The sequence below is a fragment of the Kitasatospora sp. HUAS MG31 genome, assembly GCF_040571325.1.
Lineage (GTDB): Bacteria > Actinomycetota > Actinomycetes > Streptomycetales > Streptomycetaceae > Kitasatospora > Kitasatospora camelliae.
Genome location: NZ_CP159872.1, coordinates 5,379,961 through 5,392,980, shown reverse-complemented (window position 1 = coordinate 5,392,980; position 13,020 = coordinate 5,379,961). Strand labels below are relative to the sequence as shown.

The 13,020-nt window shown below is 75.2% G+C and carries 10 protein-coding genes and 1 pseudogene; 6 read left to right on the top strand and 5 right to left on the bottom strand.

Annotated features, from left to right (window positions below; all coding sequences use genetic code 11):
• Positions 1 to 365 precede the first annotated feature (365 nt).
• The 3 genes and pseudogenes from ABWK59_RS24130 (at position 366) to ABWK59_RS24115 (ending at position 3,654) form a co-directional block, all read left to right on the top strand.
• A pseudogene (locus tag ABWK59_RS24130) lies at positions 366 to 1,593 on the top strand (DUF692 domain-containing protein).
• Between the two features lie 180 nt (positions 1,594 to 1,773).
• Positions 1,774 to 2,793 (top strand): TIGR04222 domain-containing membrane protein, encoded by a 1,020-nt coding sequence (locus tag ABWK59_RS24120; protein ID WP_354642691.1) that lies wholly within the window; start codon positions 1,774 to 1,776, stop codon positions 2,791 to 2,793.
• An 81-nt stretch (positions 2,794 to 2,874) separates the two neighbouring features.
• A complete protein-coding gene (locus tag ABWK59_RS24115; RefSeq protein WP_354642690.1) occupies positions 2,875 to 3,654 on the top strand; it encodes a TIGR04222 domain-containing membrane protein in 780 nt (259 codons plus the stop codon).
• 188 nt (positions 3,655 to 3,842) lie between these two features.
• Here the strand turns inward: ABWK59_RS24115 and hemQ are convergent, their stop codons facing one another.
• The 4 genes from hemQ to ABWK59_RS24095 form a co-directional block, all read right to left on the bottom strand.
• On the bottom strand, positions 3,843 to 4,553 hold the full coding sequence (hemQ, locus tag ABWK59_RS24110; protein ID WP_354642689.1) for a hydrogen peroxide-dependent heme synthase: 711 nt from the start codon (positions 4,551 to 4,553) through the stop codon (positions 3,843 to 3,845).
• Positions 4,550 to 5,974, bottom strand: coding sequence for a protoporphyrinogen oxidase (gene hemG, locus ABWK59_RS24105; protein WP_354642688.1), 1,425 nt, complete (start codon positions 5,972 to 5,974; stop codon positions 4,550 to 4,552). Before hemG ends, hemQ begins: the two co-directional genes overlap by 4 nt.
• Positions 5,975 to 6,074: 100 nt before the next feature.
• A complete protein-coding gene (locus ABWK59_RS24100) occupies positions 6,075 to 8,096 on the bottom strand; it encodes a glycosyl hydrolase (protein ID WP_354642687.1) in 2,022 nt (673 codons plus the stop codon).
• Positions 8,097 to 8,200: 104 nt separating this feature from the next.
• Positions 8,201 to 8,554: a hypothetical protein gene (locus ABWK59_RS24095; RefSeq protein WP_354642686.1), complete on the bottom strand. Its 354-nt coding sequence runs from the start codon at positions 8,552 to 8,554 to the stop codon at positions 8,201 to 8,203.
• 191 nt (positions 8,555 to 8,745) lie between these two features.
• Here ABWK59_RS24095 and ABWK59_RS24090 point away from each other — a divergent pair, with 191 nt between their 5' ends.
• Positions 8,746 to 9,834, top strand: coding sequence for a DUF4349 domain-containing protein (locus ABWK59_RS24090; protein WP_354642685.1), 1,089 nt, complete (start codon positions 8,746 to 8,748; stop codon positions 9,832 to 9,834).
• A 64-nt stretch (positions 9,835 to 9,898) separates the two neighbouring features.
• Here ABWK59_RS24090 and hemE read toward each other — a convergent pair whose 3' ends face one another.
• Positions 9,899 to 10,918 carry a uroporphyrinogen decarboxylase gene (gene hemE, locus ABWK59_RS24085; RefSeq protein ID WP_354645090.1) on the bottom strand — a complete coding sequence of 340 codons (1,020 nt, stop codon included), beginning with the start codon at positions 10,916 to 10,918 and terminating at the stop codon, positions 9,899 to 9,901.
• Between the two features lie 238 nt (positions 10,919 to 11,156).
• Between hemE and ABWK59_RS24080 the strand changes: the two genes are divergently transcribed.
• Positions 11,157 to 11,807 (top strand): DUF3000 domain-containing protein, encoded by a 651-nt coding sequence (locus ABWK59_RS24080; RefSeq protein WP_354642684.1) that lies wholly within the window; start codon positions 11,157 to 11,159, stop codon positions 11,805 to 11,807.
• A gap of 309 nt (positions 11,808 to 12,116) precedes the next feature.
• Entirely contained in the window at positions 12,117 to 12,833 is a 717-nt protein-coding gene (locus tag ABWK59_RS24075) for a response regulator transcription factor (RefSeq protein WP_354642683.1), read from the top strand.
• Positions 12,834 to 13,020 lie beyond the last annotated feature (187 nt).

Here is a 13,020-nt window from a genome sequence, read left to right as displayed (position 1 = left end):
CCTCAGAGCTCCCGTATGTGCTTCCACTCGCTCGCGCACCGGCGGTGGCCCAGCCGGTCGTTGGAACGGCCCGCCGAGTAGGCTGCCGACGCCGCCGGGGCATCGGCGGGGCGGAAGGCACGGACAGTCACGGGAGTCGTCATATGCGCGTCAGGTTAACCGTCGCGACGCCTGGCCACCGCTGAATTTCCGCGGGCCTCCCGAAAGCTCAATTCTCGCTCTGAGAACGGCTGATGCGGGTTGGCAGCGGACCTGCGGGGATACACCCTCAGCAGCAGGGCGCGACGAGCGCGACGAAGCCTCGCCGGCCCACCCTCTCTTTCATCTCCGCCGTTCGGCGAGCCCTCCGGAAAGGGGGCACACACATGACTGACATCCTTCCCCGGCTGGGGGTCGGCCTCGGCTGGCGTGCCGAGATCGACACCGTGGTCGAGCGGCTGCCGGGCCTCGACTGGGTCGAGGTGGTCGCCGAGAACATCTGCGCCGGGCACCTGCCCGCGTCGCTCACACTGCTGCGCGAGCGCGGCACCACGGTGGTGCCGCACGGCGTCTCGCTGGGCCTCGGCGGGGCCGAACTCCCGGACCCGGCCCGGCTGTCCCGGCTCGCCGGGGTGGCCGAGGCGGTCGGCGCACCGCTGGTCACCGAGCACCTGGCGTTCGTCCGGGCCGGCGGCCTGGAGGCCGGCCACCTGCTGCCGGTGCCGCGCTCCCGGGAGTCGCTGGAGGTGATCGCGGAGAACGTCCGGATCGCCCAGCAGCAGCTGCCCGTCCCGCTGGCCCTGGAGAACATCGCCGCGCACCTGCGCTGGCCCGAGGACGAGCTGACCGAGGGCCAGTTCCTCGCCGAACTGGTCGAGCGGACCGGCGTCCGGCTGCTGGTGGACGTGGCCAACCTGCACACCAACCGGGTCAACCTCGGGCTGGACGTGGCGGCCGAACTCGACCGGCTGCCGCTGGAGGCGATCGCGTACGTGCACGTCGCGGGCGGGATCGAGCGGGACGGGGTGTGGCACGACACCCACACCCACCCGGTCACCGAGCCGGTCCTGGAGGTGCTGGCCGCGCTCTGCGAGCGGGTCGGGCCGCCCGGGGTGCTGCTGGAGCGGGACGGCGCCTTCCCGCCGCCCGCCGAGCTGGCCGCCGAGCTGGCCGCCATCCGCACGGTGTACCGGGGGGTGCCGCAGCATGCCTGAGCAGCCGACCGCCCCGGAGGACCGGCTCGCCCCGGTCCGGGCCGCCCTGGCCGAGCGGCAGACCGCCCTGCTGGCCGCGCTGGTCGCGGGCGGACCGGTGCCGGAGGGCTTCGAGGAGGCCCGGATCCGCGAGCAGGGCCGCGGCCTGGCCGCCAAACGCCGGGAGACGCTGGCCCTGGTGGTGCCGGAGGTGGAACACATCCTCGGCGCCGACTACGGGCCGCTGTTCCTGCGGTACGCCGAGGGCCACCCGCTGACCGGCGGCTACCGGGGGGACGCCCGCGCCTTCGCCGAGTGGGCGCTGGCCGAACTGCCGCGGGCGCCCTGGCGCCGGGAACTGACGGGGTGGCTCGATCCGCCCGGTCGCCTGCGGGCACCCTGGCGGCGCCGGGCCCGCTGACCGCGGCCTGCCCCGGCCGGGATGGCCGACCGGGCACCACGAGCACGACCGTGCCGGCCCCACCGGCCGAGGACACCGAACACCACGAGCACGACCGTGCCGGCCCCGCCCGGCGCGAGGACACCGAGGCCGAGCCGCCCCACCGCGACGGCCCACCACGAACGAATCGGGGGAAAGACCATGTGGCACATCGAGTTCTACATCAGCCTGCTGCTGGTGGTCCCGGCGGCACTGTGGACCAGCATCGCCGTCCAGCGGGTGCGCCGGGTGCCCCGGCCGCAGGGCCTGCCGGGACGCGGCATCCCGCTGCTGGACGCGGCCTTCCTGGCCGGCGGACCGACCCGGGTGGTCGACGTGGCGCTGGTGCGGATGGAGCGCGAGGGCCGGGCGGTGATCTCCCGTTCGGGCCAGGTCACCATCACCGACCCGGTGGCCCGGGGTTCGGTCGAGTACGCGGTGATCAACGCCGCCGGGCGCACCCGCAGCTGTGAGCTGAAGAAGCTGAAGCCGGCCGTCATGCAGGACACCTCGGTCCAGGAGATCGGCAACCGGCTCGCCGACCGCGGCCTGATGCGCCGCCCCGAGCTGCAGCGCTCGGCCCGCCGGGCCCGCCGGATGCTCTGGCTGTCGGTGCTGGTCACCGTGGTCCTCGGCGTGGTCTCGCTCATCGTCTGGGCGGCCCAGTCGGAGGCCGAGCAGGCGGGCCGCAGCGGCCCGTTCGGCGCCTTCGCCGCGCTGCTGGTGGTCACCCTGGGCTTCCTGACCGCCACCCGGCAGCGCAAGGAGCGGATCACCCCGGCCGGCAAGCGCCAGCTGGAGCTGATGAGGCAGGGCAGCACCTGGCAGCCGCACGGCATCGACCCGGCGCAGGCCGCGCTGCTCGGCGCGGTGGCCCTCACCGGCGTGGCGGCCCTGGAGGACGACGCGATCCGCGAGGCCCTGCAGGCCCGGCTGGTGAGCTCCTCCTTCTCCGGTTCCTCCTCCTCGTCCTCCTCGACCTGCAGCTCCACGGACAGCAGCTCCTGGTGCGGGGCCTCCTCCAACAGCTGCGGGTCGTCCTCCTCCAGCTGTGGCTCCTCGTCGAGCAGCTGCGGGTCGTCCTCCTCCAGCTGCGGGTCCTCCTCCTCCAGCAGCTGCGGCTCCTCGTCCAGCTGCGGGTCCTCCAGCAGCTGCGGCGGCGGTGGCGGCTGCGGCTCCTGAACCGGAGGTCCGGGTCACAGTTCGGTACCGGGCCCCGGCGTTCCGTTCCTCCGACGCCGGGGCCCGGTCTAGAAAACTCCCATGTGGTTGCTGCTCCTCGTCCCGGCCTGCGCCGCCGCCGTGTTCTCCTGCGTACGGCTGGTCCGGGTGGTGGCGACCGCCGACGCCCTGGCGACGCACACCGCCCCGGCGGCCGGGAGCGCCGAGGCGGCCGGCGTCGGCCTGTTCGAGACCGCCTACCTGGCCGGCGGCCCCACCCGGGTGGTCGACCTCGCCCTGGTCCGGATGGCCGCCCGCGGCCGGCTCCACCTCGCGCACACCGGCTGGACCACCGTGGTCGACCCGCAGGGGCGCAGCCGCCTGGAACGGGCCCTGATCGAGGTCATCGGCCCCGAGGGCCAGTGCCGTACCGCCGACCTGCGCACCGGGATGGCGGCCCACCCCACCGTGCTGGACATCGGCGGCCGGCTCACCCTGGCCGGGCTGGCCACGCCGTCGGTGGTCCGCGAGAACGCGGTACGGGCCGTCCGGCAGGTCCGGTGGGCGCTGCTGCTGAGCCTGGGCCTGCTGGCGGCCTCGCTGGCACTGGCCGCACCGGGGACCGGGGACGCCCAGGCGGCGCTGGCCTGGTTCGCGCTGCCGCTGGTGCTGACCTGCGGGACGCTGCTGATGGCGCAGGTGGACGCGCACCCCTACCTGCTGTGGGCCGCGCCCGCGGGGCAGGACCTGCTGCGGACGGCCCGGCTGCCGCGGCACACCGAACCCGCGGACGACCCTGAGCGGGACCTCCTCACCGCCGTCGCCATGTCCGGCCCCGACGCCCACCCGGACCCCCGCCTCCGCGCGGCCCTCCGCCACTGACCCCCACCCCACGCGGCCCCCACCGGCACAACCGGCATAACCGGGGCAACCGGGTAACCGCAGGGGCGCGTGGGGCACCTCCCAGCCGCCAAGGCTGGGGGAGAACTGCGCGCAGCGGGAGGGCACACGTCGGAGCCTCCCGTTTCGCGCAGGTCCCCGCGCCCCTGATGAACCCGGGTGGCCGTATGTCAGACCAGGCCGGCGAGGAGCTCGCTCACGGCCTTGCGGCGGCCGGTGAAGAAGGGGACCTCCTCGCGGACGTGCAGGCGGGCCCGGGAGGGCCGCAGGTCCCGCATCAGGTCCACGATCCGGTGCAGCTCGTCCGCCTCGAACGCCAGCAGCCACTCGTAGTCGCCCAGCGCGAACGAGGCCACCGTGTTGGCCCGGACGTCCGGGTAGCCGCGGGCCATCTTGCCGTGCTCGGCGAGCATCGCCCGCCGCTCCTCGTCCGGCAGCAGGTACCACTCGTAGGACCGCACGAACGGGTACACGCAGACGTAGTCCCGCGGCCGCTCGTCCGCGAGGAACGCCGGGATGTGCGACTTGTTGAACTCGGCGGGGCGGTGCAGCGCCATGTTCGACCAGACCGGCTCCAGCACCCGGCCGACCGCGGTCCGCCGGAAGCGGTTGTACGCCTCCTGCAGGTCGTCGGAGTCCTCCGCATGCCACCAGATCATCAGGTCGGCGTCGGCGCGCAGGCCGGAGACGTCGTAGGTGCCGCGGACGGTGACGTCCTTGGCGGCGAGCTGCTCGAACAGCTCCTCGACCTCGGCGGCGAGGGCGGCGCGGTCCTCGGGCAGCTCGCCCTTGAGCTTGAACACCGACCACATGGTGTAGCGGATGACCTGGTTGAGGTCGCGGGCCTTCTTCTTCACGGGCTGCTCAGTGGTATCGGTCATGCGCCCATTGTCCCTTCCGTGGCGGGTCGGCCCGTCGTCGGGGTCGACAGATCGTCGAGGTTCAGGTCGTCCACCGCACGGCGGGCTCCGCCGATCACGGCGGGGATGCCGACCCCGTCGTACGCGGCCCCGCAGACCGTCAGCCGGCCTGCTCGGGCGACGTGGGCGCGGATCCGGGCGACCCGGTCGAGGTGGCCGACGGGGTACTGCGGGAGCCCGCCGAGCCAGCGGGTGACGGCGGTGGCGTACGGCGTGGCGCGCAGGCCGACGGCCTCGCGGAGGTCGGCGAGGGAGCGGGCGACGAGTTCCTCGTCGGGCAGGCCGAGGGCCTGCTCCTCGCGGTGCCGGCCGAGCGAGGTGCGCAGCAGGAAGGCGTCGGGGGCGGAGCGGTCCAGCCAGCCCCACTTGTTGGAGGAGAAGGTGGAGGCCTTGATCGCGTGGCCGTCCACCGGCGGGACCAGGAAGCCGCTGCCGTTCAGTGGGGTGCCGGCGAGGTCGGCGCGGCGGAAGGCCATGGTGACCAGGGCCATGCCGGCGTACTCGACGGCGGCGAGTTCGGCGGCGGCGCCGGGGGCGTCGGCGCGGAGCAGGGCGGCGGCCTGCGGGGCGGGGACGGTGAGCACCACGGCGTCGGCGTGGAGCACCTCACCGCGGCTGACGGCCCGCCAGCCGTCGGGGGTGCGGCGCAGTTCGTCGACCGGGTGGTCGGTGCGCAGGTCCACGCCGGCCGCGCGGAGGTGGTCGAGGGTGGCCTCGGGCAGGGTGCCGAGGCCGCCCCGCAGGCCCTGGAAGACCGGTCCGGCGGCGGTGGCGCGGCCGGTCAGCCGCTGGATGCCGGCGACCAGCGGGCCGCCGTCCCGGGCGATCTCGGCGAGCTGGGGGATGGCGGCGCGCAGCGAGATCTCGCCGGTCCGTCCGGCGTAGACGCCGCCGAGGAGGGGCTCGACCAGGCGGTCGACGACCTCCGCGCCGAGCCGCCCGCCGACGTACTCGCCGATGGAGACGTCCCCGGTGACGGGGTCGGTGGTCCGCTCGTGCCGGGCCCGGTCCAGGCCCTCGGCGGAGAGCACCCCGGAGTCGGCGAGCGCGGCGAGGTCGCCGGGAACGCCCATCAGCTGGCCGCCGGGGATCGGACGGAGGGTGCCCCGGCTCCAGATCGCGGCCTTGGCGGTGGTGGGGGGCTCCAGCCGGTCGCCGAGGCCGACCCGACGGGCGAGGTCGACGGCCTCGGGCCGGCGGGCGAGCATCGACTCGGCGCCGAGGTCGACCCGGACGCCGCCGACCTCGCCCGCCCTGAGCTTGCCGCCGACCCGGCCGGAGGCCTCCAGGAGGGTCACCCGGGCACCCTGCTCGACGAGGAACGCCGCCGCGGCGAGGCCGGCGATGCCGCCGCCGACCACCAGCACATGTGGTTCTGCCATGACCAGCAGTCTCGCAGCCTTTACGCGGAGGCCGGGCACCCCTCCGGCGCGATTCGAGCGCGCCTCGGCGGTGGCGCCGTGTCGGGGCTCAGCGGTGGCCTCAGCGGTGGCGGGTCAGCGCGTCCAGGCGGACCGTGCCCGGGCCGGTGCCGCCCGGGGGCGGGGTGATCACCACGCCGATCTCCCGGACGTGGGCGAGGTCCGCCGCGCCGGTGAGGTCGAGCGGCAGGATCCGCCCGTCGGGGTCGACCGGGGTGGCCGGGCCCTCGGAGCGGGTCCAGCCGGAGGGGTCGGCCGAGCCGCCGGTGCGGAGGTAGAGCCGGGCGGTGCTGCCGGCGGGGGCGCCGACGGCGGCGGTGAGCGCGGCGGCGCCGGTCAGGTCGGCGGGGGCGGTGCGGGCGAGCGTGACGGGCCCGGCGGCGAGGTCGGTCTCGGCCTTGAGCGCGTGGGTGCCGTCGGCGGCGCCCTCCCCGGCCGTGGACCAGGGCCCGCCGGTGCCGCCGGTACGGGCGAAGCCGTCGGTGCCGGTCTCGAACCCGGCCAGCAGCCCACCGGCCCGGACGTCGTCCAGGTAGACCGCGGTCCGGCCGCTCGCCCCGGCGGCCGGGGCGAACTCCACGCCGATCTCCCGGACATGGGCGCGGTCGGGCACCTTGGACAGGTCCAGGGTGAACCGGGTGCCCTTGGCGTCGACCGGCTTGGCGCCGGCGTCGGTCCAGGTCCAGGTGGAGGAGTCGGCGCCGGTCCCGGTGCGGATGTACAGCTTGGCCCGGGTGCCGCCGGCGTGGTTGCCCCAGAGCGCGGTGCGGGCGGTGAGGGAGAGGGTGGTCTCCGCGCCGAGGTCGAGCGGGCCGACCCGGTTGAGGAAGGCGGAGCCGGCGGCGAGGTCGATGTCGGCCTTGAGCGAGGAGGTGCCGTGGGAGGCCCACTCGGTGACCTTCCAGGGGCCGGCCAGCTGGTGGTAGCCGGTCCAGCCCTGGGTGCCGGACTCGAAGTCCTGGAAGACGGCGGCGGGTGCGTCGGCCGCCACGGCCGTGGTGTCGACCGAGCCGCGGTTGACCGTCCACGGGTCGTTCATCAGGGCCGCGCCGTTGAGGTTGCGGGCCGGGCTCCACTCGCCGTTCCACGCGAGGAAGTAGGAGGTCCGCGGGAACCGGTCGTGCAGGGCGGCGGCCCAGGTGGCGTAGTCGAAGGTGCCGCCGGAGCCGGAGCCGGGGCCGATCTCGGTGAAGGCGAACGGCTTGCCGAGGCCGAGCAGCCGCTCGTACCCGGCGGTTCCGATGGTCGACGGGCTGTTGCTGTAGCAGTCCAGGCCGACCACGTCGGCGTACGCCTTGCCGACGTAGTGGTCGGTCGGGTCGCCGCGCCCGCAGTCGGGGGCGTAGACCCAGAGCAGGTTGTGCAGGCCGCGGGTGCCGGTCAGGTGGTCGTAGGTGCTGCGCCACAGGGCGGTGAAGTCGGCGGGCGCCTGGCCGCCCCACCAGAACCAGTCGCCGTTCATCTCGTGGAACGGCCGGAACAGCACCGGCACGCCGGCGTCGGCCAGGGTCTGCAACCCGTCGGCGATCCGGTCGAGTTCGGCCCGCCAGGCCTGCCCGGCGGGGGTCGCCGGGTCGGTGAGGGAGCGGAAGTCCTGGGCGGGCAGCGGGCCGCGCCAGGGGGCCCCGGCGACCGGGTTGGGCAGGTGGACGCTGACCGAGACCAGGCCGCCGGCCCGGGCGTGGTCGATCAGCGCCTGGTTGCAGCCGGTGTCGATCCGGGTCGGCGCCGGGTTCGGGGCGGGGGTCCAGCCGCTCGCGTAGTCGCAGGCCAGGACGGCGGGGAACTGGCCGGTGCGGTCGGCGAGTTCGGCGACCTGCCGGTACTGGGCGGCGAAGTCCTTGCCGGACTCCGGGGTGTCGGCGCCGCTGTACCCGGCGAAGAAGCCGGAGGCCGTCCGGTGCGTCAGGCCGCGGTCGGGCAGGTGGCCGAGCCAGTCGAGCACCGCGCGGGTGCGCGGGGTCGCGCCGGCGTCGGCGGGCTGACGCGGGTGGGCGCCGGCCGTGGGCGCACAGGCGGTGGCCGAGCCGACCGCGGTCAGCGCGGCGACGCCGAGCACGGCGAACCGGTGGCGAAGTCTCATCTGGTCTCCCCCGAGAACGGACACCGGGGGCGGGCCCCCCGGTCCGTACGGAACCCTACGAGGTACGCCTCCGTGCCCGCGCACGTCACCCGGTTGACCGTGCGTCAGCCACCGGCCGTCCTCGGCCGGTCCGGCCCGGGCTCGGCCACCGCGCAGTGCTCGGCGGCCCGCTGCCGGAGTTCGGCGAGCCGGCGCCGGTGCGGCTCGCCGGCCGGTCCGAGATCGCACCACCGGGCCAGCAGGGCCTCGTCCGGCAGTCCCTGGCCGGCCAGGCAGCGGGCGATCGAGGACCGGCCGGCCGGCAGCCGCTCGGCCAGCTCCGGCAGGCCGAGCCCGAGGTCGGCGTGGAGGGCGCGCAGGGCCTCGACGAAGGCCCGGACCGGGCCGGCCATCCGGGCGGGAAGGGGCCGGAGCCCGCTGCCGGGCGCGTCGGGCCCGGGGTGTGGTGTCTGCTGCACGGCTGAGCATTGCAGCACAGCCCCGCCGTGGCCCGGCGGCGCCTTCCACTCCGTGGACGGGCCTTCGTAGATTCGAACGAGGCCTGGCCGTGACCGAGTTGGGATCATCCGAACGGGATCCGCGGCCGCCCGCCCGCCGTCCAAGGCCCGAATCGCGCGAGCGGACGTGACCGAGTGGCGGGGAGGACCTGATGGTTCGACGGGAAGTACGGGGCGGACGGGGGAAGGGCGGCCCGACGGTGGCGGCCGCGGTCGCCGCGGTGCTGCTGGCGGCCGGCTGCAGCGCCTCGGAGGGCGGAAGCGCGGCGAGCGCGGACCGGGGGGCGGTCGCCCCCGCCCAGGCCGGCGGCGGGAACGGGGCCGCACCGCAGGCCGGGGCCGCCGCGGCGAAGGGCGGCGCGGAGGCCGGCCCGTCCGCCCCGGCGGTGACCGACCCGAAGAACATCGCGTACACGGCCCGGCTGTCGCTGCGGGTCGCCGACGTGTCCAAGGCCCGGGACGAGGCCCGGGGCGCGGTCGAGGCCGCGCACGGGTACGTGGGCAGCGAGTCGGTCACCCAGGGCGCCCCGAGCCCGGCCGGGACCGCCGAGAGAGTCGGCAGCGGCGGCAGCGGGGGCGGCGCGGCCCCCGGACCCGGCCGGGTCCAGCTGGTCCTGAAGGTGCCCTCGGCGGCGCACCAGGCCACCCTGAGCGACCTCGGCCGGCTGGGCGACACCACCTCGATGTCCAGCCAGGCCGACGACCTGACCCAGCAGGTGGTGGACGTCGACTCCCGGGTGAAGAGCAAGCAGGCCAGCGTCGACCGGGTCCGGGCGCTGATGAACGAGGCCAAGTCGCTGAGCGAGGTGGTTTCGCTGGAGGGCGAGCTGAGCCGCCGCGAGGCCGACCTGGAGTCACTCAAGCGGCAGCAGCAGGAGCTGGCACAGCGGACCTCGATGTCCACCATCACCCTGGAGCTCTACGCCGAGCGGACCGCGCCCGAGCCGGCGAAGGAGAAGCGGCCCGGCTTCTGGGCCTCGATCGGCGACGCCCTGGCCGCCGGCTGGCGGGTGCTGATCGCGGTGCTCCGCGGGCTGCTGGTGGCGCTGGCCGCGGCGGCGCCCTTCGTGCTGGTGCTGGCGCCGCTCGGCTGGATGGTGCGGCGGCTGCGCCGGCGGGTCCGGCCGGCCGGCGCCCGTCCGGTGCTGCCCGCCCAGGCCGGCGCGCCGGAGCGGCCCGCCGCGCCCCCGCAGAAGGCCGAGCCGTGGACGGCACCGGCCGAGCGGACCGGGGAGGAGTAGCGGGGGGGCGGTACGGACGGCGGCGGGCGCGGGGCACATCCCGCGCCCGCCGCCGTCCGGTCCGTCAGCGGGCGCTGGCCTCGTGGACGAAGGCGACCAGGCGGGTCAGCGCGTCCGGGTCCATGGACGGCATGACGCCGTGGCCGAGGTTGAAGATGTGTCCGCTGTCGCCGATCGCCTGGGCGGCGTGCAGCACCTCGCGGGCCTTGGTCTCGACGACGTGGGTCGGCGCGTACAGCACGGCCGGGTCGAGGTTGCCCTGCAGGCCCTTGCCGGGGCCGACCCGCTCGGCGGCCAGGTTCAGCGGGACCCGCCAGTCGACGCCGACCACGTCCGCGCCGGCCTGGGACATCAGCCCGAGCAGCTCGCCGGTGTTCACGCCGAAGTGGATCCGCGGCACACCGTACGGCGCCACCGCCTCGAAGACCTTGGTGCTGGCGGGCAGCACCGAGCGGCGGTACTCGTCCGGGGCGAGCGCGCCGGCCCAGGAGTCGAAGAGCTGGACGGCCGAGGCGCCGGCCTCGATCTGGATCTTCAGGAAGGCCGAGGTGATCTCCGCCAGTCGCTCCACCAGGGCGGCCCACAGCTCGGGCTCGCCGTACATCATCGCCTTGGTGTTCTCGTACGTCCGCGACGGGCCGCCCTCGATCAGGTAGCTGGCCAGGGTGAACGGCGCGCCGGCGAAGCCGATCAGCGGGGTGGTGCCCAGCTCGTCCACCAGCAGGCCGATGGCCTCGGTGATGTACGGCATGTCGTCCGGCTCCAGCGGGCGCAGCCGCTGGAGGTCCTCGACGGTGCGGATCGGGTCGGCGATCACCGGGCCGACGCCGGGCTTGATGTCCACGTCGATGCCGACCGCCTTCAGCGGCACCACGATGTCGCTGAAGAAGATCGCGGCGTCCACCCCGTGCCGGCGGACCGGCTGAAGGGTGATCTCCTTCACCAGGTCCGGGCGCATGCAGGACTCCAGCATCGGGATGCCCTCGCGCACCTTGCGGTACTCCGGCAGCGAGCGGCCGGCCTGGCGCATGAACCACACCGGGGTGTGCGGCACCGGCTCCCGGCGGGCCGCGCGCAGGAACACGGAGTCGTACGCCGCGCCGCGGCGCGCGGGGGTGGTCCGGCCGGTCTGTGCTGCGGGGTTCGCCGCGGGAGTCTCAGTCACGGGTCAAATCTTCGCACGCGGCCGCGATCGGCCCCCTCGCCCGCCACTCGTGCCTTCCTCCAGACCGTGGCCGGATCCCGGTCGGCGGGGCGGCTCCGGCGCGCCGCGCCCACGAAAGTGCTCGGAATGCACCGCCGGGGCACCTAGGCTTCCGCACATGGCAGCGGTCGGCGGGCAATCCGCACAGGATGGTGGTACGGGCAAGGAGTCGGCGCCGATCGAGTTCCGTGAGGCGGTCGAGGCGCTGGCCGGAGCGGTGCTCCGGCCCGAACTCCAGGTCTCCCCCGTCCCGGCCCCGCGCCGGCTCGCCCCGTTCGCCTTCGCGCTCTCCGCCTCGGTGGAGGTGGAGGGCGAGGAGCTGGCGGACGGCACCCTGGTGCTGCTGCACGACCCGGCCGGCCAGGAGGCCTGGGGCGGCGAGTTCCGGATCGTCACGATGACCCGGGCCGAGCTGGAGCCGGAGATGGCCGGCGACCCGATGCTGTCCGAGGTGGGCTGGGCCTGGCTGATGGACGCGCTGCAGGCGCACGGCGCCGGCTTCGCCGAGGCGGGCGGCACGGTGACCCGCTGCCACTCCCAGGGCTTCGGGGCGCTGGCCGAGCGCGGCGCCTCCACCGAGATCGAGATGCGGGTCTCCTGGAGCCCGGCCGACGGGCGGTTCGAGCGGCACCTGGCCGCCTGGGGGGACCTGCTGTGCACCTGCGCCGGCCTCCCGCCGGTCGCGCCCTCGCCGCTGCCGGTCGCGGACGCGCCGTCACTCGGCGGAGTGGTCCCGATGCCGGCGCGCCGACGCCCACGCCCCCACTGAGGGACACCGCCGCCGCGCGCGGCCGGAGCCACCCGCAGGGCTGACGGAGTGTGACTTGTGGCGCACTCCGTGTCAATTGGCAGGTCAGGAGCGATCATCCGGCTTCGGATTTGATCGAATCTGTGCGATTTCGGGGCATGTCGCCATCGGTCACCTGCACGGTTTGTCCGTATTGTTACTCACTAAATCGTGATCTTTCGCTAAAGCCGGGCACGCATGATGCCGAAGGTGTCAGTGACCCTTTCCAAACGCGGAACACTCCGACCGCCCCCATCGGGGTTCCGTCCGCCACTCCCCGCAGGAGGCCTGGTGTCGGTCCTTCTTGAGCACCCCGCAAACGTGGTCGCGTACCGCCCGACGAAGCCCACCGCGATGGTGGTCATCGCTGATCCCCGCGTCCGGAACACCGTCACCCGGCACCTGTGGGCCCTGGGCGTCCGCGACGTCATCGAGGTCTCCTCGATCGCCGAGGCCCGCCCCCGGGTCAACACGCCGCGCGACATCTGCATCGCCGACGTGCACCTGCCGGACGGCTCCGGCCTGACCATCCTGGCCGAGACCCGCGCCGCCGGCTGGCCCAACGGGCTGGCGCTGTCCGCCGCCGACGACATCGGCGCGGTCCGCAGCGCGCTGGCCGGCGGGGTCAAGGGCTACGTGGTCACCGGTACCCGGACCAACCTGGCCATGCCCGGCCGCCCCGGACTGCCGATCGGCGCCGCCGGACTCGCCGGACGGATGCGCCGCCCCGGCATGCCGGGCCACCCCGGCGCGCACGGACAGCCCGGTGCGAGTGCCGCGCCCGGCGCCCCCGGCACGCAGACCGCCGCCTACCGGGAGCTCTCCGGCCGCGAGGTCGAGGTCCTGCGGCTGGTGGCGGAGGGCCAGTCCAACAAGGCGATCGGCGTCGCGATGGGCCTGTCCGCGCTCACCGTGAAGAGCCACCTCGCCCGGATCGCCCGGAAGCTGGGCACCGGCGACCGGGCCGGTATGGTCGCCGTCGCGCTGCGCACCGGAATCATCCACTGACGGCATCCGAACCATCCTTGGCGGCGGCCCGGAGGAACGTTTCCTCCGGGCCGCCGCGGCTGCCGTTGAGCGGGCCGTCGGCGGCTCGCCGGGAGCCCGTCGGCGGCTCGCGGCCGGCCGGCCGGTGACCCCCGGCACATGTCCCACCATCGTGCGACCAGTCCGACAACACTCCCGGTGTCGGGTG

What these genes read in the sequence shown, in the direction of transcription:
- ABWK59_RS24120 (WP_354642691.1), top strand. Translation starts at nt 1,774, where the DNA reads ATGTGGCACATCGAGTTCTACATCAGCCTGCTGCTGGTGGTCCCGGCG.
- ABWK59_RS24115 (WP_354642690.1), top strand. Translation starts at nt 2,875, where the DNA reads ATGTGGTTGCTGCTCCTCGTCCCGGCCTGCGCCGCCGCCGTGTTCTCC.
- hemQ (WP_354642689.1), bottom strand. Translation starts at nt 4,553, where the DNA reads ATGACCGATACCACTGAGCAGCCCGTGAAGAAGAAGGCCCGCGACCTC.
- hemG (WP_354642688.1), bottom strand. Translation starts at nt 5,974, where the DNA reads ATGGCAGAACCACATGTGCTGGTGGTCGGCGGCGGCATCGCCGGCCTC.
- ABWK59_RS24100 (WP_354642687.1), bottom strand. Translation starts at nt 8,096, where the DNA reads ATGAGACTTCGCCACCGGTTCGCCGTGCTCGGCGTCGCCGCGCTGACC.
- ABWK59_RS24090 (WP_354642685.1), top strand. Translation starts at nt 8,746, where the DNA reads ATGGTTCGACGGGAAGTACGGGGCGGACGGGGGAAGGGCGGCCCGACG.
- ABWK59_RS24080 (WP_354642684.1), top strand. Translation starts at nt 11,157, where the DNA reads ATGGCAGCGGTCGGCGGGCAATCCGCACAGGATGGTGGTACGGGCAAG.